This window comes from Pseudomonas plecoglossicida NBRC 103162 = DSM 15088 (assembly GCF_000730665.1).
GTDB lineage: Bacteria > Pseudomonadota > Gammaproteobacteria > Pseudomonadales > Pseudomonadaceae > Aquipseudomonas > Aquipseudomonas plecoglossicida.
Map to the genome: position 1 here is coordinate 1 of NZ_BBIV01000063.1, position 22350 is coordinate 22350.

Consider the following 22350-nt stretch of genomic DNA (forward strand, 5'->3'; position numbering starts at 1 on the left):
GCTCGCGATGCGCCGCGCGGGCGGCGCTCGATCTCCCAGGCGCAGACAACTCCAGTCATGCCTCAATGCTGGCGGCGCCAGGCGCGAACCGTGGTGAACAGCAGCACCACGCCGAGCACTGGCAGGACATAGAACAGCATCAACCGCTCCAGGCGGCCGGCCAGTGGCATGCCGGTGGTGAACGCCACCACGTGCAGGCCGTAGGCCAGGTACAGGCACAGGAACACCAGCCCTTCGGCACGGGTGATCCGGTAGCCGGAGTAGAACACCGGCAGGCTCAGGGCGGCGACGCCCAGCATCACGGGCAGGTCGAAGCCCAGGGCATTGGGCGAAATGGTCAGCGGTTCGGGGGTGATCAGCGCGGTCAGGCCCAATACCGCCAGCAGGTTGAACAGATTGCTGCCGATGACCGTGCCGACGGCAATTTCCCGCTCGCCGCGCAGGGCGGCGATCAGTGCAGCGGCCAGTTCAGGCAGCGATGTGCACACCGCCACGACGGTCAGGCCGATGATGCGCTCGGACAAGCCAAGGTCGGTCGCCACCTCCACGGCAGCTTCGAGCAACAGATGGCCAGCCAGGCTCAGCAATCCGAGGCCGAACAACACCTGCAGCAGCGTGCCTGACCAGAAGCGTGCATGGCTGCTGGCAAGCGGGCGTGGGGCGGGATAGGTGCGGGCGTAGTGCCGTGACTGATGCCAGAGCATGGCCAGGTAGCCAAGCAGGCCGAGCAGCAGCAACAGGCCCTCCAGCCGGCCCAGGTGGCCATTGGCTGCCAGCGCATACACCAGGCCGCTGGCGAGGATCATCAGCGGAATGTCCAGGCGCACCAGCTGGCGGGAAACGCGCAGTGGGATGATCAAGGCCGCCAGGCCGAGGATGACCAGCACGTTGAAGATGTTGCTGCCTATCACGCTGCCCACGGCCACGTCGGGCGCGCCCTGGTAGGCCGCCTGCAGGCTCACGGTCATTTGCGGCGCGGTGCTGCCGAATGCCACCAGGCTCAAGCCGATGATCAGCGGGCGCACATGCAGGCGCAGGGCCAGGCGCAGGGCGGCACGCACCAGCAGTTCGGCACCGGCCACCAGCAACAGCAGGGCAGTGCCCAGTTGCAGGAGGCTGAAGGTGGGAAGGGTGGCCAGGTCGAAGATGATCGGGGCTCCAGTGGCGTCAGTCGCTCAGACCTTGTACCCGGACGCGCGCCGTTCCGCTACGGACCATGCCGATTTTTTCTGCTGCAGCACGTGACAGGTCGATCAGCCGGCCGCGGGTATGCGGGCCGCGGTCGTTGATGCGGACCACCACGCTGCGCTTGTTGGCAAGGTTGGTGACCAGTACCCGGCCGCCGAAGGGCAGGGAGCGGTGGGCGGCGGTGAGGCCATTCTGGTTGAAGGCTTCGCCGCTGGCGGTGCGTTTGCCGTGGTGGCGCGAGCCGTAATACGAGGCGGTGCCGGTCTTGTCGTAACCGCTGGGGTCGATGTCTTGGCTGGCGCAGCCGGCCAGGAGGGAGAAGAGGGCGAGCGTGGTGAGGGATCGTTTTAGCAAGTCGGATGCTCCGGTGCTGCTGTTGGGGCCGCTGTGCGGCCCATCGCCGGCAAGCCGGCTCCCACAGGTGTCGTGGGGGCCGGCTTGCCGGCGATCGAGGGCAAGGCCCTCGCCGCAGTTTTCAGCTCACCCTTCGAGCTTGGCCTTGAGCAATTGGTTCACTTGTCCCGGGTTGGCCTTGCCCTTGGATGCCTTCATCGCCTGGCCGACGAAGAAGCCGAACATCTTGCCGCGCTTGGCCTCGTCGGCGGCGCGATACTGTTCGACCTGCTCGGCGTTGGCAGCGAGCATTTCGTCGAGCATCTTGTCGATCGCACCGGTGTCGGTGACCTGCTTAAGGCCTTTGCTTTCGATGATGCTGTCGGCATCGCCTTCACCGGCAGCCATGGCCTCGAACACGGTCTTGGCGATCTTGCCGCTGATGGTGTTGTCGCGGATGCGCAGCAGCATGCCACCCAGATGCGCGGCGCTAACCGGCGCCTGGTCGATCTCCACGCCCAGCTTGTTCAGCAGGCTGCCCAGCTCGACCATGACCCAGTTGGCGGCCAGCTTGGCGTCGCCACCGATCTTCACCACTTCTTCGAAGTAGTCTGCCTGCTCACGGCTGGAGGCCAGCACGTTGGCGTCGTAGGCCGACAGGCCGTACTGGCTCTGGAAGCGCTCGACCTTCTGCGGCGGTAGCTCCGGCAAGCCGGCACGGATGGTTTCCAGGAAGCTGTCCTCGATGACCACCGGTAGCAGGTCCGGGTCGGGGAAGTAACGGTAGTCGTTGGCTTCCTCCTTGCTGCGCATGGAGCGGGTCTCGTCCTTGTTCGGGTCGTACAGGCGGGTTTCCTGTACCACCTTGCCGCCGTCCTCGATCAGGTCGATCTGGCGCTGGATCTCGCTGTTGATGGCGCGCTCGATGAAGCGGAACGAGTTGACGTTCTTGATCTCGCAGCGAGTGCCGAATTCGACCTGGCCTTTCGGGCGGATCGAGACGTTGCAGTCGCAACGCAGCGAGCCTTCGGCCATGTTGCCGTCACAGATGCCCAGGTAGCGCACCAGGGCGTGGATCGCCTTGACGTAGGCCACGGCCTCCTTGGCGCTGCGCATGTCCGGCTCGGAGACGATTTCCAGCAGCGGCGTGCCGGCACGGTTCAGGTCGATGCCGGTGGAGCCGCTGAAGTCTTCGTGCAGGCTCTTGCCGGCGTCTTCTTCCAGGTGCGCGCGGGTGACGCCGATGCGCTTGATGGTGCCGTCTTCCAGGGCGATGTCCAGGTGGCCCTTGCCGACGATCGGCAGGTCCATCTGGCTGATCTGGTAGCCCTTGGGCAGGTCCGGGTAGAAGTAGTTCTTGCGCGCGAACACGTTGCGCTTGCCGATCTCGGCATCGATCGCCAGGCCGAACATGCAGGCCATGCGCACGGCTTCCTGGTTCAGCACCGGCAGTACGCCGGGCATCCCCAGGTCAACCAGGCTGGCCTGGGTGTTCGGCTCGGAGCCGAAGGTGGTGGCGCTGCCGGAGAAGATCTTCGACTGGGTGGCCAGCTGGGTATGAATCTCCAGCCCGATCACAACTTCCCATTGCATGTGTGAATTCCTCAGAAGCCGTTGGGGGCGCGGGTGTGCCAGTCGGTAACTTGCTGGTAGCGGTGCGCGACGTTGAGCAGGCGGCCTTCCTGGAAGTACGGGGCCAGCAGCTGCACGCCGACCGGCAGGCCATCGACGAAGCCGGCTGGCATCGACAGGCCCGGCAGGCCCGCCAGGTTGGCGGTGATGGTGTAGACGTCTTCAAGGTAGGCGGCGACCGGGTCGCTGCTCTTGGCGCCGAGTTTCCAGGCCGGGTTCGGCGTGGTCGGGCCGAGGATCAGGTCGACGCCCTCGAAGGCGGCCATGAAGTCGTTCTTGATCAGCCGGCGAATCTGCTGCGCCTTGACGTAGTAGGCATCGTAGTAGCCGGCCGACAGGGCGTAGGTGCCGACCATGATGCGCCGCTGCACTTCGGCACCGAAGCCTTCGCCACGGGAGCGCTTGTACAGGTCGGTGAGGTCTTTCGGCTCTTCGCAGCGGTAACCGAAGCGCACGCCGTCGAAACGCGACAGGTTGGAGGAGGCCTCGGCCGGCGCGATCACGTAGTACGCAGGGATGGCGTGCTGCATGTTCGGCAGGCTGATTTCCTTGACCACCGCGCCGAGCTTTTCCAGCTCCTTGACGCTGGCCTGCACCAGTTCGGCGATGCGTGGGTCGAGGCCGGCACCGAAGTATTCCTTCGGCAGGCCGATGCGCAGGCCCTGCAGCGAGGCATTGAGGTTGGCGCTATAGTCCGGCAGCGGTTCGTCGATGCTGGTGGAGTCCTTGGCATCGAAGCCGGCCATGCCTTGCAGCAGCAGGGCGCAGTCCTCGGCAGTGCGGGCCAGCGGGCCGCCCTGGTCGAGGCTGGAGGCGTAGGCGATCATGCCCCAGCGCGAAACACGACCGTACGTCGGTTTCAGGCCGGTGAGGTTGGTCAGTGCCGCCGGCTGGCGGATCGAGCCACCGGTGTCGGTGCCGGTAGTCGCCGGCAGCAGGCGCGCGGCCACGGCTGCAGCGGAGCCGCCGGACGAACCGCCGGGCACGTGCTCGAGGTTCCACGGGTTCTTCACCGCGCCGTAGTGGCTGGATTCGTTGGCCGAACCCATGGCGAACTCGTCCATGTTGGTCTTGCCCAGGGTGACCATGCCGGCTTCGGCCAGCTTGGCGACCACGGTGGCGTCATACGGCGCCCTGAAGTTGTCGAGCATCTTCGAGCCGCAGCTGGTGCGCACGCCGTTGGTGCAGAACAGGTCCTTGTGGGCGATCGGCGCGCCCAGCAGCGCACCGGTCTCACCGGCGGCGCGACGGGCGTCGGCGGCACGGGCCTGGCCGACGGCCAGCTCCTCGGTGACGCTGATGAAGCTGTTCAGTTGCGGATCGAGCTGCTTGATGCGCGCCAACAGGGCGCCGGTCAGCTCTTCGGAGGAAAACGACTTGTCGGCGAGTCCGCGGGCGATCTCGGCCAGGGTCAATTCATGCATGGCAGGCTCTATCCCTTACTCGATGACTTTCGGAACCAGGTACAGACCGCTTTCGGTCGAGGGTGCGATGGTCTGGTAGGCGTCGCGCTGGTTGCTTTCGGTGACCTGGTCCGGACGCAGGCGTTGGCTGGCCTCCAGCGGGTGGGCCAGGGGCTCGATGCCGGTGGTGTCGACCGCTTGCATCTGGTCGACCAGGCCGAGAATGCTGTTCAGGGCGTCGGTAATGCGTGGCAGCTCGCCTTCATTCAGGCCCAGACGGGCCAGATGGGCGATCTTTTCCACGTCGCAGCGTTCAAGCGCCATGGGAATCTCCAGGGGAAACAAAGAACGGAAAAGGGTCCGCGATGAGGAACATGTCAGCCTTCCAGCGGTCATACGGCCGCGATCATCGGCTGGCATGCTCGGAAAAACGACCAATTTAACATATTGGCTCCTTGCCCAAAATCCCTGCCATTGTTAGAGTTTGCCGCACTTTTTTACCCACGCTTTCCCCAGGGTCACTTTCCCATGTTCAAGAAACTGCGTGGCATGTTTTCCAGCGATCTGTCCATCGACCTGGGTACTGCCAACACCCTTATTTACGTGCGTGAGCGCGGTATCGTCCTGAATGAGCCCTCGGTTGTTGCCATCCGTACCCATGGCAACCAGAAAAGCGTCGTCGCCGTCGGTACCGAAGCCAAGCGCATGCTGGGCCGTACGCCTGGCAACATTGCTGCCATTCGTCCGATGAAGGACGGCGTCATCGCCGACTTCAGCGTTTGTGAAAAAATGTTGCAGTACTTCATCAACAAGGTTCACGAGAACAGCTTCCTGCAGCCCAGCCCACGCGTGCTGATCTGCGTGCCGTGCAAATCGACCCAGGTAGAGCGCCGCGCCATTCGCGAGTCGGCCCTGGGTGCCGGTGCCCGCGAAGTGTTCCTGATCGAGGAACCGATGGCCGCTGCCATCGGTGCCGGCCTGCCGGTCGAGGAAGCCCGTGGCTCGATGGTCGTCGACATCGGTGGCGGTACCACCGAAATCGCCCTGATCTCGCTGAACGGCGTGGTCTACGCCGAGTCGGTCCGCGTTGGCGGCGACCGCTTCGACGAGGCCATCGTCACCTACGTGCGCCGCAACTACGGCAGCCTGATCGGCGAATCCACCGCCGAGCGCATCAAGCAGGAAATCGGCACTGCCTATCCGGGCGGCGAAGTGCGCGAAGTCGACGTGCGCGGCCGTAACCTGGCCGAGGGTGTTCCGCGCGCCTTCACCCTGAACTCCAACGAGGTGCTCGAAGCCCTGCAGGAGTCGCTGGCGACCATCGTCCAGGCCGTCAAGAGCGCCCTGGAGCAGTCGCCGCCGGAACTGGCCTCCGACATCGCCGAACGCGGCCTGGTGCTGACCGGTGGTGGCGCGCTGCTGCGCGACCTGGACAAGCTGCTGGCCCAGGAAACCGGCCTGCCGGTGATCGTCGCCGAAGACCCGCTGACCTGCGTCGCCCGTGGCGGCGGCCGCGCCCTGGAGATGATGGACAAGCACGCGATGGACCTGCTCTCGAGCGAGTGATATCCGCAGCTTTCCCATGCCCGGTTTACAGGTAGCACGCGCAGTGCTACCTGTATGCGCTGGGCTGGCGTCCTTTCGGGCGTCGATTCCGTCAACCCGCAACCAGGCTGGTGCGTTGTTCCATGTCCAATGACCTCCTGAGTCGTCCACGAGGAACGGCCCATTAAACCGCTTTTCTCCAAGGGCCCTTCGCTGGGCGTCCGCCTGCTGGTACTGGTGGTGCTGTCGGTCGCGCTGATGGTGGTCGACGCGCGTTTCGACGTGCTCAAGCCGGTGCGCAGCCAAATGGGCCTGGTGCTGATGGAGTCGTACTGGATCACCGATCTGCCGCAGCGCATGTGGCAGGGAGTGGCCGGGCAATTCGGCAGCCGCACCGAGCTGATCGCGGAAAATGAAAAACTCAAGACCGAGGCCCTGCTGCTGCAGGGGCGCCTGCAGAAGCTGGCGGCCCTGACCGAGCAGAACGTGCGCCTGCGCGAGTTGCTCAATTCCTCGGCGCTGGTCAACGAAAAGGTCGAGGTCGCTGAGCTGATCGGTGTCGACCCCAACCCGTTCACCCATCGCATCCTGATCAACAAGGGCGAGCGCGATGGCGTGTTCCTCGGCCAGCCGGTGCTCGATGCCCGCGGCCTGATGGGCCAGGTGGTCGAGCTGATGCCATACACCTCCCGGGTGCTTCTGCTCACCGACACCACCCACAGCATCCCGGTCCAGGTCAACCGCAACGGCCTGCGTGCCATCGCCAGCGGCACCGGCAACCCTGAGCGCCTGGAACTGCGCCATGTGGCCGACACTGCCGATATCAAGGAAGGCGACCTGCTGGTGAGCTCCGGCATGGGCCAGCGGTTCCCGGCAGGTTATCCGGTGGCCACGGTCAACGAAGTGATCCATGACTCCGGTCAGCCGTTCGCGATCGTCCGCGCCATTCCGACCGCCGCGCTCAACCGCAGCCGCTACATGCTGCTGGTGTTCAGTGACCGGCGCACGCCGGAACAGCGTGCCACCGACGCCGCCATTGCCCAGGAAGAAGCTGACCGCAAGGGCGCGACGAGCCCCACCCAGCCTGCCGCCAGTGGCGAGCCGGCGGCACCTGCCAGCGCCCCGGCCCCCGCTGCTGCGGCGCCTGCGCCGGCGGCCGCGCCTGCCAGCCCGGCCCCAACAGCAGCCCCGGCCGCGGCGCCGGCTCACCCGCGGAGACAATGATGGCCAAGTCACGCCGCAACCATGGTTGGGTCATCTGGCTGACGTTCGCCATCGGCCTGCTGCTCAGCGTTTCGCCCATGCCGCAGTTCCTCGAAGTGTTCCGGCCCATGTGGCTGGCGATGCTGGTGTCGTTCTGGACGCTGATGGTGCCGAACAAGGTCGGGATGACCACCGCGTTCGTGCTGGGCCTGGCCGAGGATGTGCTGTATGGCACCCTGCTCGGGCAGAACGCCCTGATCCTGACGCTGATCACCTTCCTGGTACTGTCCCTGCAGCAGCGCCTGCGCATGTTCCCGATGTGGCAGCAGAGCCTGGTGATTCTGGTGATCTTCGGTATTGCCCAACTGATCCAGTTGTGGCTCAGTGCGCTGACCGGTAACCGTTTGCCGACCCTGGCGCTGGTCTGGTCGGCGGTGATCAGCGCCTTGCTCTGGCCATGGATCAGCTTTGCCCTGCGCGATTTGCGCCGGCGCTTGCATATCAACTGACGGCGCTGCCACGACTGACAGGGAGAGGTCTGCATGAACCCGCTTTATCTGGCCTCCGGCTCGCCCCGTCGGCGTGAACTGCTGACTCAGATCGGCGTTCCGTTCACTGTCGTCAGTGCCCCTATCGATGAAACCCCTTTGCCTGGCGAAAGCGCCGTGGCCTACGTCGAGCGCCTGGCCCGGGCCAAGGCCGAGGCCGGCCTCGCCACGGTGGACGGCCCGGCTGTAGCACTTGGGGCAGACACGGCGGTGGTGCTCGATGGTCGAATTCTCGGCAAACCGGAAAACCGCGAACATGCACTGGCCATGCTGGCCGAGCTGGCTGGCCGTGAACATCAGGTGCTGACCGCAGTGGCGCTGAGCGATGGCCGGCGCGTGCAGAGCCTGTGTGTCACCAGCAACGTGCGTTTTCGTCCCATCGAAGCTGCAGAAGCCCAGCGCTACTGGGCCAGCGGCGAGCCGGCCGACAAGGCTGGCGGCTATGCCATCCAGGGCCTTGGCGCGGTGTTCGTGACCGGGCTGGAAGGCAGTTATTCCGCAGTGGTCGGTCTGCCCTTGAGCGAAACTGCCGATCTGCTCGCTCTATTCGGTATCGCCTGCTGGCAGGTACCGGCGCTTTGCCAGAGGTAACAAACCAGCGGTAGCCAGCCTGGCACGCGCGATCCATCATTACCGAATACCTTTGACGAGAGCCTGCCATGAGTGAAGAGATCCTGATCAACATCACCCCGATGGAATCACGTGTGGCGGTGGTGGAAAACGGGGTGCTGCAGGAAGTGCATGTCGAGCGCACCCTGCGCCGCGGCATCGTCGGCAATATCTACAAAGGCAAGGTGGTGCGCGTGTTGCCCGGCATGCAGGCAGCGTTCGTCGACATCGGCCTGGAGCGTGCAGCGTTCATCCATGCGTCGGAAATTTCCCAGCGCGAGGGCTCGGCGGTAGAGACCATCACCGCGCTGGTGCACGAAGGACAGGCCCTGGTGGTGCAGGTGACCAAGGACCCGATCGGTACCAAGGGCGCGCGCCTGACCACTCAACTGTCGATTCCTTCCCGCTACCTGGTCTACATGCCACGCAGCAGCCATGTCGGCATTTCGTTGAAGATCGAAGACGAAGCCGAGCGCGAGCGCCTCAAGCAGGTGGTCAGCGACTGCATGGACAGCGAGGACCTCAAGGACGCCGGTGGTTTCATCCTGCGTACTGCCGCCGAGGGCGCGCGCGCCGAAGAGATCCTGCAGGACATCCGCTATCTGCGCCGCCTGTGGGAGCAGATCGGCAGCCAGATCCAGACCTGCGGCGCACCCACGGTCATCTACGAAGACCTTGGCCTGGCGTTGCGTACCCTGCGCGACCTGGTCAACCCCAAGATCGAGAAGATCCGCATCGATTCGCGGGAGACTTTCCAGAAAACCACGCAGTTCGTCGGCGAACTGATGCCTGAGATCGCCGATCGTCTGGAACACTACCCTGGCGAGCGGCCCATTTTCGACCTGTATGGCGTCGAGGACGAGATCCAGCGCGCGCTGGATCGCAAGGTCCCGCTCAAGTCCGGGGGCTACCTGGTGGTCGACCCGGCCGAGGCGATGACCACCATCGATGTCAACACCGGTGCCTTCGTCGGCCACCGCAACCTCGAAGAAACCATCTTCAAGACCAACCTCGAAGCAGCCACCGCCATTGCCCGCCAGCTGCGCCTGCGCAACATCGGCGGGATCATCATCATCGACTTCATCGACATGGAAGACGAGGAGCACCAGCGCCAGGTCCTGCGTACCCTGGACAAGCAACTCGAACGCGACCACGCCAAGACCAACATCATCGGTATCACCGAACTGGGCCTGGTACAGATGACCCGCAAGCGCACCCGTGAAAGCCTCGAGCAGGTGCTGTGCGAACCCTGCGTCGCCTGCCAGGGGCGCGGCAAGCTGAAGACCCCTGAAACCATCTGTTACGAAATCTTCCGCGAGATTCTCCGCGAGGCGCGTGCGTACCAGGCCGAAGGCTATCGGGTGCTGGCCAACCAGAAGGTGGTCGACCGCCTGCTCGACGAAGAGTCCGGCAACGTGGCCGAGCTGGAGGCGTTCATTGGTCGAACCATTCGCTTCCAGGTCGAGTCGATGTATTCGCAGGAACAATACGATGTGGTGTTGCTCTGAGGCCTGGTGATGCACGCCACGTGATGGCCGGGCTGGCAAAAGCGATACCAGCAGCCATCATGGATAAACGAACCGGAGGGCCGTGGCCATGGGACGTCTGAACCGCGTTCTTGTCGCCTTGACCCGCTGGGGCCTGGGCATCTGTGCCTTGTTGGCGGTGCTGGTGGCGTTGTATGTCAGCCTCGGTCGCGAGCTGGTGCCGCTGGTGGCCGAGTACCGTGCCGACGTCGAAAGCAAAGCCGAGCAGGCATTGGGCCTGCCGGTGCATGTGGGTGCCCTGGAAGGTCGCTGGAGTGGCCTGGCGCCGGTGCTCAGCGTACGGGACCTGCAATTGGGCGAGGGCACGTCGGCGCTGCGCCTGGACGAGGTGAAGCTGGTCCCCGATCTCTGGGCCAGCCTGACTTCGCGCGAGTTGCGCCTGGCGCGTGTGCAGCTGGGCGGCCTGCAGTTGATCCTGCGTGAGGACGAGCAGGGCGCCTGGGCCCTGGAAGGCCTGCCGAAAAAGGATGACGCGCCGCTGGACCCGGCAGATCTGCTACAGCGCCTGCGCCAATTGGGTCGCATCGATGTATTCGACAGTCAGGTCACTCTGCATCCCTGGCAACGTGAGCCCTTGACCCTGACCTATGTCAGCCTCGGCCTGCAGGCCGGTGCCTCGCGTCAGGCCCTCGATCTGCGCGCGACCCTGCCCGATGGTCAGCCGATGACGGTCAGCCTGCGCAGCCGGGCAACGGCCAAGGCCTGGCGCGATGGCCAGGTCGAGGCCTACCTGAGCCTGCCGCAGAGCGATTGGGCGAACTGGCTGCCACCTCGCCTGCTGGGCCATTGGCATGCGCAGGCCCTGCGCGCCGGAGGCGAATTCTGGATCGACTGGGGCAAAGGGCAGCTGCAGAGTGCGGTGGTTCGCCTCAATGCGCCCCAGCTGCGCGGCGGCTATGCCGAGCGCAAGGCCGTCACCCTGGACAACCTGGCACTCACGGCCTGGTTCCAGCGTCAGCAACAGGGGTTCGACGTGGTGGTCGATTCGCTGGCTGCGAACATCGGCAAGACCCGCTGGGAATCGCACCTGCAACTGCGTCAGCGGCCTGGCGAGGAGCCCGCGGGCGAAAGCTGGCAGTTGCAGGCGGATCGCCTGGACCTGACCCCGCTGACCCCACTGATCAATGCACTGGCGCCCCTGCCGGACAAGCTCATGAGCGTGGTCGATGCCCTGAAAGTCACCGGCGCGCTGCGCAACGTGCGGCTGGAGGTGCGGCCAAAGGCCGAGGGCGACCAGCGGCTGCAGTTCGCTGCCAACCTGGAGAAGGTGGGGTTCGATGCCTACCACGGCGCACCGGCTGCCGGAAACGTCAGCGGGAGTGTCAGCGGCGACATGGGGCACGGTGAACTGCGCCTGGATACCGACGCGTTCATGCTGCATCTGTACCCGATCTTCGCCAAACCCTGGCATTACCAGAAAGCCAACGCGCAATTGACCTGGACCCTCGACAAGAACGGCTTCACCCTGATCGCCCCTTACCTCAAGGTACTGGGCGAAGAGGGCAGGATCGCCGGCGATTTTCTCATTCGCCTGCTGTTCACCGAGGGGGCCGAGAGTTACATGGACCTGCGGGTAGGCCTGACCGAAGGCGATGGCCGCTACACCGCCAAGTACCTGCCTGAAGTACTCAGCCCGGCCCTCGACGAGTGGCTGCGCAGTGCAATCGTCAAAGGCAACGTGGACCAGGGCTATTTCCAGTACCAGGGCTCGCTGAACCATGGCGCGACGCCCGAAGCACGCAGTATCAGCCTGTTCTTCAAAGTGCGCGACGCGGCGCTGGACTTCCAGCCCGGCTGGCCCCAGGTACAGCATGTCGATGGCGACGTGCTGATCGAGGACAGCGGCGTGCGCATCAAGGCCCGCAAGGGGCTGTTGCTGGACACCCAGGTCAGTGATGTCAGCGTCGACATTCCTCACGTCGAAGACGGGCAGCACAGCCACCTGTTCCTGGACGGTGACTTCGATGGCACGCTCGGCGATGGCTTGAAGATTCTCAAGGAGGCGCCGATCGGCACGGGTGAGATATTTGCCGGTTGGGAGGGCGAAGGGCCGCTCAAGGGCAAGGTCAAGCTCGACATTCCTTTGGCCCATGGGCAGCGGCCGAAAGTGAAAGTGGACTTCGCCACTGCCAACGCCCGCCTCAAGGTGGCGCCCCCGAGCCTGGAGCTGAACCGCCTGAAGGGTGATTTCAGCTTCGATTTCGACAAGGGGCTGAGCGGCAAGAACATTGCCCTGCAGGCCTTCGGCAAGCCGGTGACCGCGCAGATCGACGCCCAGGGGCAGGGCGGGCAGATGCAGACCCGCATCACTGCCAATGGCCAGGCCTCGCTGAAAGCGCTGACCGATTGGCTGCAGTTCAATCAGGCATTGCCTGCCTCGGGCGATCTGCCCTACCAGCTGCAAGTCAACCTGGGCAGCCGGGACAACAGCCTGAGCGTCAACTCTTCGCTCAAAGGGCTGGCCATCGATCTGCCGGCGCCGTTTGGCAAGGCAGCCCAGGATAGCCGTGACACGCGGTTCAGCATGAACCTGCAAGGGGCGGAGCGACGTTTCGATGTGGCATATACCGACCTGGCCCGCTTCGTTTATGCCGCACCGTCCGACAAGCTGGGTCAGGGCCGTGGCGAGCTGCTGCTGGGTACCGGCAATGCGCAGCTGCCCGCTGGCGAAGGCCTGCGAGTGCGCGGGCGCCTGGACAAGCTGGACCTGGCGCCCTGGCAGGAGCAGATGTCGCGTCTTGCCGGTGACGACCCGGGCGGCAATGCCCGGCAGAATCTGCAGAGCGTCGACCTCAGCATCGGCCAGCTGAAAGCGTTCGGCATGGACCTGAACCAGGCGGTGGTGCGCCTGGCGCGCAGCGGCCCGGCCTGGGACCTGCGCCTGGACAGCAAGGAAGTCATAGGCAATGCCCGGCTGCCCGATGCCAAGGCTGCGGTGATGAACGTGCGCCTGCAGACCCTGCGCCTGCCTGCCGCCGACCCCGCCCAGGCCCAGGCCGAGGAGGGGCCGGATCCATTGGCGAGCTTCGATCCGCGCAAGGTCCCGGCGCTGGACCTGACCATCGACAAGCTGTATCGCGGCGACGACCTGTTCGGCAATGCGGCGCTGAAACTGCGCCCGACTGCCCGCGGTGTGGCCGCTCAGGATATCGAGCTGGAATTCAAGGGGCTGCACATCGACGGCAGTGGTGGTTGGGAGGGCAATCCGGGGGCCACCAGCAGTTGGTACAAGGGCCGCCTGGATGGCAAGAACCTGGCCGATGTGCTCAAGGCATGGGGTTTCGCCCCTACCGTGACCAGCCGCGATTTCCGCCTGGACGTCGACGGCCGTTGGCCGGGGTCACCCGCCTGGGTGGGCCTCAAGCGCTTCTCGGGGAGCATGGATGCGGCCTTGCGCAGCGGCCAGTTCGTCGAGGTGGAGGGCAGTGCCCAGGCCCTGCGGGTATTTGGCCTGCTCAACTTCAACTCGATCGGCCGGCGGCTGCGGCTGGACTTCTCCGACCTGTTCGACAAGGGGCTGGCCTACGACCGGGTCAAAGGCCTGCTGGTGGCCAGCAACGGGGTCTACGTGACCCGCGAGCCGATCACCGTGACCGGGCCATCGAGCAATTTCGAACTCGATGGCACCCTGGACATGGTCCGTGATCGGGTCGATGCCAACCTGCAAGTGACGTTGCCGGTGACCAACAACCTGCCGTTGGCGGCGTTGATCGTTGGCGCCCCGGCTGTCGGTGGGGCGCTGTTCCTGGTCGATCGGCTTATCGGCGACCGGGTATCGCGCTTCGCCAGCGTGCACTATCGTGTCGAAGGGCCGTGGAAAGAGCCTAGAATCACCTTTGTGAAACCCTTCAATAAGTAGTCCTGGGAGTGCCCATGAAGGCAGCGGTAATCCAGATGGTCAGCCAAGACGATGTCCTGGCCAACCTGCAGCGTGCGGGTGCTCTGCTTGAACAAGCTGCCTTCGGCGGCGCGCGCCTGGCGGTGCTGCCCGAGAACTTCGCGGCCATGGGGCGCAAGGACGCCGCGGCCATCGGTCGGGCCGAAGCATTGGGCGAGGGGCCTATCCTGCCCTGGTTGAAACGCACGGCCCGCGACCTCAGATTATGGATAGTCGCCGGGACCTTGCCGCTGCCCCCTGCGGGCCGGCCCGAAGCCAAGGCTCATGCCTGTTCGTTGTTGATCGACGAACACGGCGAGGTCGCGGCGCGCTACGACAAGCTGCACCTGTTCGACGTCGATGTGGCCGACAACCGTGGCCGCTACCGGGAGTCCGACGACTATGCCCACGGCGCCCAGGTAGTGGTAGCCGATACCCCGGTGGGGCGCCTGGGGCTCAGCGTCTGCTACGACTTGCGCTTCCCGGAGCTTTACAGCGCGCTGCGTGGCGCGGGGGCGGAGCTGATCACGGCACCTGCGGCATTCACGGCGGTCACAGGAGCAGCCCATTGGGAAGTGCTGATTCGTGCCCGCGCCATTGAAACCCAGTGCTATGTGCTGGCCGCCGCGCAGGGCGGAACGCATCCCGGTCCGCGGGAAACCCACGGGCATGCAGCGATCGTCGACCCATGGGGGCAGATCGTCGCCGAACAGGCGCAAGGTGAAGCGGTACTGATCGCCACCCGCGACAGTGATGAACAAGCGTCCATTCGGGCGCGCATGCCGGTGGTCTCGCACCGGCGCTTTTTCTCGCAGGACGCCTTGCGGCCTGCGCACACCTCGGAGTGACTATGAGCCAGATGTTATCCACCGTCAGCGAGCAGCTCCTGGCCCCAGGCGGACTGACCCTGGACAGCCTGCAAGCTGTGCTGGGCGAGTTGGCCGGCCCGGGCATCGACGCCGCCGACCTGTATTTCCAGGGGCAGATCTCGGAAACCTGGGCGCTGGAAGACGGCATCGTCAAGGAAGGCAGCTTCAATCTCGACCAAGGCGTGGGCGTGCGCGCCCAGTCTGGCGAAAAGACCGGTTTTGCCTACAGCAACGCGATCACCCTCGAGGCGCTGACCTCGGCGGCGCGTGCCGCCCGTTCGATTTCCCGCGCTGGCCAGAATGGCCAGGTGCAGGCCTTCCGCAGCCAGGACGTGGCCGCCTTGTATGCGCCCGACAACCCGCTGGATGTGCTCAGCCGCGCGGAAAAGGTCGAGCTGCTCAAGCGGGTCGATGCCGCGACCCGCGCGCTGGACCCACGGATCCAGCAGGTCAGCGTGAGCATGGCCGGGGTCTGGGAGCGCATTCTGATTGCCGCCGCCGATGGCAGCCTGGCCGCTGACGTGCGCCCGCTGGTACGTTTCAACGTCAGTGTCATCGTCGAGCAGAATGGCCGCCGCGAGCGGGGTGGCCAGGGTGGTGGCGGGCGTACCGACTACCGCTACTTCACCGAAGAAAAGGTCATGGGCTATGCCCGCGAAGCGCTGCGCCAGGCATTGGTGAACCTGGAGGCGATCCCGGCGCCGGCGGGCACCTTGCCGGTAGTGTTGGGTTCCGGCTGGTCGGGCGTGCTGCTGCACGAGGCGGTCGGCCATGGCCTGGAAGGCGATTTCAACCGCAAGGGCAGCTCGGCATTCAGTGGCCGCCTGGGCGAGAAGGTCGCATCGAGCCTGTGCACCATCGTCGACGATGGCACCCTCGCAGGCCGGCGCGGTTCGCTTACCGTGGACGACGAAGGTACGCCCACCGAGTGCACCACGCTGATCGAGAACGGCATTCTCAAGGGCTACATGCAGGACAAGCTCAATGCGCGCCTGATGGGCATGGCCGTGACCGGCAATGGCCGTCGCGAATCCTACGCGCACCTGCCGATGCCACGCATGACCAACACCTACATGCGCGCGGGTGAGAGCGATCCGCAGGAAATCATCGCTTCGGTGAAAAAGGGTATCTACTGCGCCAACCTCGGCGGCGGCCAGGTGGACATCACCAGCGGCAAGTTCGTGTTCTCGACCAGCGAAGCCTACTTGATCGAAGACGGCAAGATCACCGCTCCGGTCAAAGGTGCGACATTGATCGGCAACGGGCCCGAGGCCATGAGCCGGGTATCGATGGTGGGCAACGACCTGGCGCTGGACAGTGGCGTAGGCACGTGCGGCAAGGATGGGCAGTCGGTGCCGGTGGGTGTCGGGCAGCCGACCTTGAAGCTGGATGCGATCACCGTCGGCGGTACCGGCGCATGATCGCGGCATGGGGCTGCACGACAGTCAGCCCCATGCGCATGCCATCAGCGCAGGCCGCGCTGAAGGTCGTCGAGGTCGCGGATGTACTTGAACACCTTGCGAGCAGCAGCGGGCGGCTTGTTCCGCGCCTTTTCGTGCTGGGCATGGCGGATCAGCGAACGCAACTGCTGACGGTCGGTGTCGGGGTACTCGTTGACGAAACGCTCGAGGTCTTCGTCGTTGCCGTCGATCAGGCGGTCACGCCAGCGTTCCAGGTTGTGGAAGCGCTCGTTGTACTGGCGGCTGGAACTGTCGATCTGTTCGAGCACCGCGTGGATGGCGTCCAGGTCCTGGTCGCGCATCAGTTTGCCGACGAACGACATGTGCCGTTTGCGGGCGCCATGGGCGGTGTGCTTGCTGGCCTCGGCCAGGGCCTTGCGCAGCTCGTCGGTCAGCGGCAGGCGCGCCAGGGTATCGGCCTTGACCGTGGTCAGGCGTTCGCCAAGTTCGACCAGCGCATGCAGCTCGCGCTTGATCTGGGTTTTGCTTTTTTCGCCGTCGAAGGCGTCGTCGTATGAATCAACCATGGTGGCAGTCCGCTTGGGTTTTTATGAAAAGTCGCCGAGCGGCGAGCAGGCAAGGCGAAAACAGGCGAGGAAGCGGAGTTTACAGATTGTAAATGAGCATTCCGAGCCTGTTTTCAACGCAGCATGCTCGTGGCGCAGGCACTTTTCGTACAAAGCATAGAAATTGCCGCCATGATAACCACCCGGGGGCCGCTTGTCCGGCCCGGTCGTAGAATGACCCTCGCCGAACGTAGAATTTGAGTGGAGAAAACCATGAGTGCAGTCCAGAGCGTAGGCCCCAGGGACCTGCCGGCGTTGCAGGAGCAGGTCGAAGCGATCATTGCAGAGGCCCGCAAGCAAGGGGCCAGTGCCTGCGAAGTGGCGGTGTCGCTGGAGCAGGGGTTGTCCACCACGGTGCGCCAACGTGAGGTCGAGACAGTCGAATTCAACCGTGACCAGGGTTTTGGCATCACCCTCTATGTCGGCCAGCGCAAAGGCTCGGCCAGCACCTCGGCAAGTGGCCCGGAGGCCATTCGCGAGACCGTTGCCGCCGCCCTGGCCATCGCAAAGCATACCTCCGAAGATGAGTGCTCGGGCCTGGCCGATGCGGCGCTGATGGCCCGTGAAATTCCGGACCTGGACCTGTACCACGACTGGTACATCGAACCGGAGAAGGCGATCGAAATGGCGCTGGCCTGCGAGGCTGCGGCATTCGACGCCGATCCGCGCATCCTCAATGCCGACGGCACCACGTTGAACACCCACCAGGGCTGCCGGGTTTACGGCAACAGTCACGGATTCATCGGCGGCTACGCCTCTACCCGACACAGCCTGAGCTGCGTGATGATCGCCGAGGGCGACGGGCAGATGCAGCGTGATTACTGGTATGACGTGAACCGCCAGGGCAACTTGCTGGCCGACCCACGCAGCATCGGCCAGCGCGCCGCCCAGCGTGCCGCAAACCGCCTGGGGGCCCGTCCGGTGCCTACCTGTGAAGTGCCGGTGCTGTTCTCCGCCGAACTGGCAGGTGGCCTGTTCGGCAGCTTCCTCTCGGCTATTTCCGGCGGCAACCTGTATCGCAAGTCTTCGTTCCTTGACGGTGCGATGGGCCAGCGCCTGTTCCCCAGCTGGCTGACCCTCGACGAACGTCCGCACATACCGCGAGCGCTGGGCAGCGCCGCATTCGACGGTGATGGCCTGGCGACCTATGCCAAGCCGTTCGTCGACAAGGGCGAGCTGGTGTCCTACCTGCTGGGCACCTACTCCGGTCGCAAACTGGGGCTGCCGAGCACGGCGAACGCCGGCGGCGTGCATAACCTCTACGTCACCCATGGCGTTGAAGATCAGGCAGCACTGATCCGTCGCATGGGGCGCGGCTTGCTGGTGACCGAGCTGATGGGCCACGGTCTGAACATGGTGACGGGCGACTACTCCCGCGGCGCGGCGGGCTTCTGGGTCGAGAATGGCGAGATCCAGCATGCCGTTCAGGAGGTGACCATTGCCGGCAACATGAAAGACATGTTCCAGCAGATTGTCGCGATTGGCAGCGATCTCGAGACCCGAAGCAATATTCACACAGGGTCCGTGCTGATCGAGCGGATGACAGTCGCGGGCAGCTGACTCGTCGCCGATCAAGTCCTCATCGCGCACACTCCCACAGAGACCACCTGTAGGAGCGGGCTTGCCCGCGATGAGGCCGGTGCATTCACAGGAAATCGAAGCTGATTCAAAACCCGGCCCTCGCGCCGGGTTTTTTCTTTCGTCGCAGCTCACTTGAAGTGATTCTGGTTATCACTTAATAATGACTATCATTCTCCAGTAACCCGGCGATGATGTTCATGAAACCCGTCCTGCGCGAACTGCCCTACCTGGAAAACTGGCGCTGGCTCAGCCGGCGCATCCGCTGTGCGCTCGAACCCGACGAGCCGCGCCTGATCGAGCACTACCTGGCGGAAGGCCGTTACCTGGTGTGCTGCACCGAAACCTCGCCATGGACCGTGGCGTTGACCTCATTCCGCCTGCTCCTGGATACCGCCAGCGATCGCATGCTGCCCTGGCATTGGCGCTGCCTGTGCCTCGACCAGGCCTGGCGCCCGTTGCTCGACCTGCGCAACCTCGATCGCCGTGAACAGAACCTGCGCTGGCAACCCTACGCCCTGCAACTGGCCAATTGCCGGTTGCTGCCGTCGATTTCTCCCGATGAACTGATGCAAGGATTTGATGATGAGTGATACCCGTATCGAGCGTGACAGCATGGGCGAATTGCAAGTACCGGCCCAGGCCCTGTACGGCGCCCAGACCCAGCGCGCGGTCGACAACTTTCCGATCAGCGGCCAGCGCATGCCGGCCCAGTTCATTCGTGCCTTGCTGCTGGCCAAGGCTGCGGCGGCCAAGGCCAACGTCGAACTCGGGCAGCTATCGGCGGGGCAGGGCGAGGCCATCGTGAAAGCGGTCGAGCAACTGCTGGCTGAAGGCTTCATCCAGCACTTCCCGGTCGATGTGTTCCAGACCGGCTCCGGCACCAGTTCCAACATGAATGCCAACGAGGTGATCGCCACCCTGGCCAGCCGCGTGCTGGGCGAGCCGGTGAATGCCAACGACCACGTCAACTGTGGCCAGAGCAGCAACGACATCATCCCGACCACCATCCACGTCAGTGCCGCACTGGCCCTGCATGAGCAATTGCTGCCGGCGCTGCGCCACCTGGTGCAGGTGATCGAAGCCAAGTCGGCCCAGGTGCATCAGTACGTGAAAACCGGCCGCACCCACCTGATGGATGCCATGCCAGTGCGCATGAGCCAGGTGCTCGATGGTTGGGCGGCGCAGATCAACGCTGCCAAGGCGCACCTCGAAGCCACGCTGCCAAGCCTGCAGGCCCTGGCTCAGGGCGGCACCGCCGTGGGCACCGGCATCAATGCCCACCCGCAGTTCGCCGCCGGCTTCGCTCGCCAGCTGAGCGCCTTGACCCAGGTCGAATTCACCCCGGGGCACAACCTGTTCGCCCTGATCGGCTCCCAGGACACCGCCGTGGCAGTCTCAGGCCAGCTCAAGACCACCGCCGTGGCACTGATGAAAATCGCCAACGACCTGCGCTGGATGAACTCCGGCCCACTGGCCGGCCTGGGCGAAATCGAACTGCAGGGCCTGCAGCCTGGTTCTTCGATCATGCCGGGCAAGGTCAACCCGGTCATTCCGGAGGCTACCGCCATGGTCGCCGCCCAGGTGATCGGCAATGACGCGACCATCGCCGTCGCAGGCCAGTCTGGCAACTTCGAGCTGAACGTGATGCTGCCGGTGATCGCCCGCAACCTGCTCGAGAGCATCGAGCTGATGGCCAACGTCAGCCGTTTGCTGGCCGACAAGGCCATCGCCAGCTTCAAGGTCAACGAGAGCAAGCTCAAGGAGGCCTTGGCGCGCAACCCGATCCTGGTCACTGCCCTGAACCCGATCATCGGCTACCTCAAGGCGGCTGAAATCGCCAAGACCGCCTACCAGCAAGGCCGCCCGATCATCGAGGTGGCGCTGGAGCACACCGACTTGTCGCGCGACCAGCTGCACGTGTTGCTGGACCCGGAAAAACTCACCGCTGGCGGTATCTGACCGCGCGTCACCGCCCAGGAGACAGACCATGCAGCACTGGAAACGCACCACGGAAACCGCCAACCGCCTGTTCGACCAGGGTGAGCTGGTCGATGCCCGGGAACATTACCTGCAAGCCCTGGCGCTGGCCCAGGTGCTGTTCGAGCGCTGGCATGACGTCGACGAAGCGGTGGCCGCGTTCGTCATCGCCCACCACAACCTGGCTGACTTGCACCTGCGCCTGAACCAGCCCCACGAGAGCGCCGACTACCTTTGCGCCGCGCACCAGCGGCTGCTGCAGGCCGGCCAGGAGGCGCGCCTGCCCCAGGCGCTGCGTGACGCAGCCCTGCGCCACAGTGGGCGTACCTACACGCAATTGCTCGGTTTCATCGCCGAGTACGGCCAGTACCCGCGTACCGAGCGCCTGCTCGATCGCCACGGCATCGGCGCCAGTGAACTCGCTGCCCAGCCGGACGTGGCGCCCAGAACCCCTGCCTACGGAACCCACTGACATGCCTCATACCTTGCCTGCCTTGCCTTATGCCTACGATGCGCTGGAGCCACACATCGACGCGCAGACCATGGAAATCCATCACACCAAGCACCACCAGACTTACGTCAACGGCCTCAATGCCGCCATCGAAGGCAGCGAATGGGCCGAATGGCCGGTGGAGAAACTGGTCGGTGCGGTCAATCAATTGCCTGAAAGCCTGCGAGGCGCGGTGACCAACCATGGCGGTGGGCACGCCAACCACAGCCTGTTCTGGACCGTGATGTCGCCGCAGGGTGGCGCAGAGCCGCAAGCTCAGTTGGCGCAAGCGATCGTTACGCAACTGGGCGGTTTCGACGCCTTCAAGGAGGCCTTCACCAAGGCCGCGCTGACCCGCTTCGGCAGCGGTTGGGCGTGGCTCAGCGTGACGCCGCAGAAAACCCTGGTGGTGGAAAGCAGCGGCAACCAGGACAGCCCACTGATGCACGGCAATACGCCGATTCTCGGTCTGGACGTCTGGGAGCATGCCTACTACCTGAAGTACCAGAACCGTCGCCCGGAATACATCGGCGCCTTCTACAACGTCATCGATTGGGTGCAAGTGCAACGTCGTTACCTCGAAGCCCTGAAGTGAGTCGAACCGGTATGCGCACTGAGGTGATGACTGTCGGTAGCGTGCGTCTGTTCCGGCTGGCAACAGGTACGCTGCTGCTGTTGGCCGGTACCGCACTGCTGGTGGCGCGGGGCATGGCCTGGCTGGACCTGGAGCCGCGGATGCTTCGTGCCCTGGAGGGTGGGGCGCTGTGCGCGCTGGGCACGGCGCTGGGCGCGGTACCGGTGTTGGTGATTCGCAACATGCCGGTGGCCCTGGCCGATACTCTGTTGGGTTTTGGCGCCGGTGTGATGCTGGCGGCCACGGCGTTTTCCCTGATCATCCCGGGGCTGGAGGCGGCCCAAGCGATTGGTTTCAGCCCATGGGGCGCGGGTGGCCTGATCAGCTTTGGGCTGATGTTTGGTGCGCTGTGCCTGTTCCTGGTGGACCTCAAGGTATCCAGCGCGTCACCAGAAGCGCTGGTCGGCACGCAGAACCAACCGGTGATCGCCGCGCGGATCTGGCTGTTCGTGATCGCGATCATTGCTCACAACATCCCCGAAGGCATGGCCATTGGCGTGTCGGCTGGAGGTGGCATGGCAGATACGGACAGCCTGGCCATGGGCATTGCCTTGCAGGATGTGCCCGAAGGGCTGGTGATTGCGCTGGTGCTGGCCGGGGCGGGGATGCCGAGGTTCAAGGCGTTTCTGATTGGCGCGGCATCTGGGGTGGTGGAACCGTTGGCGGCGGTGCTGTGTGCGTGGCTGGTGAATGTCGCCGAGTTGCTGTTGCCGCTGGGCCTGGCGTGTGCGGCGGGGGCGATGTTGCTGGTGGTGACTCAGGAAATCATTCCCGAATCGCGCAGCAATGGGCATCACCGGCTGGCCAGCCTGGGGCTGTGCATAGGTTTTTGCCTGATGATGGTGATGGATACGGCGATGTCTTGAGTTGACAGTACTGGCCCTATCG

Annotated in this window: 19 protein-coding genes and 1 pseudogene; 14 read left to right on the plus strand and 6 right to left on the minus strand. The window is 64.6% G+C overall.

From position 1 onward, the window contains the following. Window positions 1–62: 62 nt before the first annotated feature. From PPL01S_RS23145 to gatC, 5 genes are all read right to left on the minus strand, one after another. Window positions 63–1106: a calcium/sodium antiporter gene (locus PPL01S_RS23145; RefSeq protein WP_028626057.1), complete on the minus strand. Its 1044-nt coding sequence runs from the start codon at window positions 1104–1106 to the stop codon at window positions 63–65. 61 nt (window positions 1107–1167) lie between these two features. Then, on the minus strand, window positions 1168–1542 hold the full coding sequence (locus PPL01S_RS23150; protein WP_028626058.1) for a septal ring lytic transglycosylase RlpA family protein: 375 nt from the start codon (window positions 1540–1542) through the stop codon (window positions 1168–1170). Between the two features lie 126 nt (window positions 1543–1668). After that, window positions 1669–3114, minus strand: coding sequence for an Asp-tRNA(Asn)/Glu-tRNA(Gln) amidotransferase subunit GatB (gatB, locus tag PPL01S_RS23155; protein ID WP_016391491.1), 1446 nt, complete (start codon window positions 3112–3114; stop codon window positions 1669–1671). Between the two features lie 11 nt (window positions 3115–3125). Next, a complete protein-coding gene (gatA, locus tag PPL01S_RS23160) occupies window positions 3126–4577 on the minus strand; it encodes an Asp-tRNA(Asn)/Glu-tRNA(Gln) amidotransferase subunit GatA (protein ID WP_016391490.1) in 1452 nt (483 codons plus the stop codon). A 15-nt stretch (window positions 4578–4592) separates the two neighbouring features. After that, complete coding sequence (gatC, locus tag PPL01S_RS23165; RefSeq protein WP_016391489.1) at window positions 4593–4880, minus strand: Asp-tRNA(Asn)/Glu-tRNA(Gln) amidotransferase subunit GatC; 288 nt, start codon at window positions 4878–4880, stop codon at window positions 4593–4595. A gap of 204 nt (window positions 4881–5084) precedes the next feature. Between gatC and mreB the strand changes: the two genes are divergently transcribed. From mreB to tldD, 8 genes and pseudogenes are all read left to right on the plus strand, one after another. After that, window positions 5085–6122 carry a rod shape-determining protein MreB gene (mreB, locus tag PPL01S_RS23170; protein ID WP_003255163.1) on the plus strand — a complete coding sequence of 346 codons (1038 nt, stop codon included), beginning with the start codon at window positions 5085–5087 and terminating at the stop codon, window positions 6120–6122. A gap of 192 nt (window positions 6123–6314) precedes the next feature. Next, a complete protein-coding gene (gene mreC, locus PPL01S_RS23175) occupies window positions 6315–7325 on the plus strand; it encodes a rod shape-determining protein MreC (protein WP_244212847.1) in 1011 nt (336 codons plus the stop codon). After that, window positions 7325–7813, plus strand: a complete 489-nt coding sequence (gene mreD, locus PPL01S_RS23180; protein WP_016392697.1) for a rod shape-determining protein MreD — start codon at window positions 7325–7327, stop codon at window positions 7811–7813. The genes mreC and mreD overlap by 1 nt, the downstream gene beginning before the upstream one ends. A 33-nt stretch (window positions 7814–7846) precedes the next feature. Continuing rightward, a pseudogene (locus PPL01S_RS23185) lies at window positions 7847–8457 on the plus strand (Maf family protein). Window positions 8458–8511: 54 nt separating this feature from the next. Beyond that, window positions 8512–9969 carry a ribonuclease G gene (gene rng, locus PPL01S_RS23190; protein ID WP_016392695.1) on the plus strand — a complete coding sequence of 486 codons (1458 nt, stop codon included), beginning with the start codon at window positions 8512–8514 and terminating at the stop codon, window positions 9967–9969. Between the two features lie 88 nt (window positions 9970–10057). Continuing rightward, entirely contained in the window at window positions 10058–13867 is a 3810-nt protein-coding gene (locus PPL01S_RS23195) for a YhdP family protein (RefSeq protein WP_028626060.1), read from the plus strand. Between the two features lie 14 nt (window positions 13868–13881). Beyond that, on the plus strand, window positions 13882–14733 hold the full coding sequence (locus PPL01S_RS23200) for a carbon-nitrogen hydrolase family protein (RefSeq protein ID WP_016392693.1): 852 nt from the start codon (window positions 13882–13884) through the stop codon (window positions 14731–14733). Between the two features lie 2 nt (window positions 14734–14735). After that, entirely contained in the window at window positions 14736–16175 is a 1440-nt protein-coding gene (gene tldD / locus PPL01S_RS23205) for a metalloprotease TldD (protein ID WP_016392692.1), read from the plus strand. A 44-nt stretch (window positions 16176–16219) separates the two neighbouring features. Here the strand turns inward: tldD and yjgA are convergent, their stop codons facing one another. Beyond that, window positions 16220–16741 (minus strand): ribosome biogenesis factor YjgA, encoded by a 522-nt coding sequence (yjgA, locus tag PPL01S_RS23210; protein ID WP_016392691.1) that lies wholly within the window; start codon window positions 16739–16741, stop codon window positions 16220–16222. A gap of 252 nt (window positions 16742–16993) precedes the next feature. On the opposite strand from yjgA, the gene pmbA reads away from it, so the two are divergent. The 6 genes from pmbA (at window position 16994) to PPL01S_RS23240 (ending at window position 22328) form a co-directional block, all read left to right on the plus strand. Next, window positions 16994–18340 (plus strand): metalloprotease PmbA, encoded by a 1347-nt coding sequence (gene pmbA, locus PPL01S_RS23215; RefSeq protein ID WP_016392690.1) that lies wholly within the window; start codon window positions 16994–16996, stop codon window positions 18338–18340. A 209-nt stretch (window positions 18341–18549) separates the two neighbouring features. Further along, the gene (locus PPL01S_RS23220) at window positions 18550–18951 is read left to right on the plus strand and encodes a hypothetical protein (protein WP_028626061.1); all 402 of its coding nucleotides are present in this window, start codon (window positions 18550–18552) and stop codon (window positions 18949–18951) included. Continuing rightward, the gene (locus PPL01S_RS23225) at window positions 18944–20320 is read left to right on the plus strand and encodes a class II fumarate hydratase (RefSeq protein ID WP_016392688.1); all 1377 of its coding nucleotides are present in this window, start codon (window positions 18944–18946) and stop codon (window positions 20318–20320) included. The genes PPL01S_RS23220 and PPL01S_RS23225 overlap by 8 nt, the downstream gene beginning before the upstream one ends. Before the next feature lie 28 nt (window positions 20321–20348). Then, window positions 20349–20810, plus strand: coding sequence for a DUF2753 family protein (locus PPL01S_RS23230; protein WP_016392687.1), 462 nt, complete (start codon window positions 20349–20351; stop codon window positions 20808–20810). Between the two features lies 1 nt (window position 20811). Then, window positions 20812–21423 carry a superoxide dismutase gene (locus PPL01S_RS23235; RefSeq protein ID WP_016392686.1) on the plus strand — a complete coding sequence of 204 codons (612 nt, stop codon included), beginning with the start codon at window positions 20812–20814 and terminating at the stop codon, window positions 21421–21423. 11 nt (window positions 21424–21434) lie between these two features. Next, window positions 21435–22328: a ZIP family metal transporter gene (locus PPL01S_RS23240; RefSeq protein ID WP_016392685.1), complete on the plus strand. Its 894-nt coding sequence runs from the start codon at window positions 21435–21437 to the stop codon at window positions 22326–22328. Window positions 22329–22350 lie beyond the last annotated feature (22 nt).

What these genes read in the sequence shown, in the direction of transcription:
- gatB (WP_016391491.1), bottom strand. Translation starts at nt 3,114, where the DNA reads ATGCAATGGGAAGTTGTGATCGGGCTGGAGATTCATACCCAGCTGGCC.
- PPL01S_RS23240 (WP_016392685.1), top strand. Translation starts at nt 21,435, where the DNA reads ATGCGCACTGAGGTGATGACTGTCGGTAGCGTGCGTCTGTTCCGGCTG.
- gatA (WP_016391490.1), bottom strand. Translation starts at nt 4,577, where the DNA reads ATGCATGAATTGACCCTGGCCGAGATCGCCCGCGGACTCGCCGACAAG.
- PPL01S_RS23235 (WP_016392686.1), top strand. Translation starts at nt 20,812, where the DNA reads ATGCCTCATACCTTGCCTGCCTTGCCTTATGCCTACGATGCGCTGGAG.
- PPL01S_RS23195 (WP_028626060.1), top strand. Translation starts at nt 10,058, where the DNA reads ATGGGACGTCTGAACCGCGTTCTTGTCGCCTTGACCCGCTGGGGCCTG.
- PPL01S_RS23220 (WP_028626061.1), top strand. Translation starts at nt 18,550, where the DNA reads ATGATGTTCATGAAACCCGTCCTGCGCGAACTGCCCTACCTGGAAAAC.
- rng (WP_016392695.1), top strand. Translation starts at nt 8,512, where the DNA reads ATGAGTGAAGAGATCCTGATCAACATCACCCCGATGGAATCACGTGTG.
- mreB (WP_003255163.1), top strand. Translation starts at nt 5,085, where the DNA reads ATGTTCAAGAAACTGCGTGGCATGTTTTCCAGCGATCTGTCCATCGAC.
- tldD (WP_016392692.1), top strand. Translation starts at nt 14,736, where the DNA reads ATGAGCCAGATGTTATCCACCGTCAGCGAGCAGCTCCTGGCCCCAGGC.
- PPL01S_RS23225 (WP_016392688.1), top strand. Translation starts at nt 18,944, where the DNA reads ATGAGTGATACCCGTATCGAGCGTGACAGCATGGGCGAATTGCAAGTA.
- PPL01S_RS23200 (WP_016392693.1), top strand. Translation starts at nt 13,882, where the DNA reads ATGAAGGCAGCGGTAATCCAGATGGTCAGCCAAGACGATGTCCTGGCC.
- gatC (WP_016391489.1), bottom strand. Translation starts at nt 4,880, where the DNA reads ATGGCGCTTGAACGCTGCGACGTGGAAAAGATCGCCCATCTGGCCCGT.
- yjgA (WP_016392691.1), bottom strand. Translation starts at nt 16,741, where the DNA reads ATGGTTGATTCATACGACGACGCCTTCGACGGCGAAAAAAGCAAAACC.
- mreD (WP_016392697.1), top strand. Translation starts at nt 7,325, where the DNA reads ATGGCCAAGTCACGCCGCAACCATGGTTGGGTCATCTGGCTGACGTTC.
- pmbA (WP_016392690.1), top strand. Translation starts at nt 16,994, where the DNA reads ATGAGTGCAGTCCAGAGCGTAGGCCCCAGGGACCTGCCGGCGTTGCAG.
- PPL01S_RS23230 (WP_016392687.1), top strand. Translation starts at nt 20,349, where the DNA reads ATGCAGCACTGGAAACGCACCACGGAAACCGCCAACCGCCTGTTCGAC.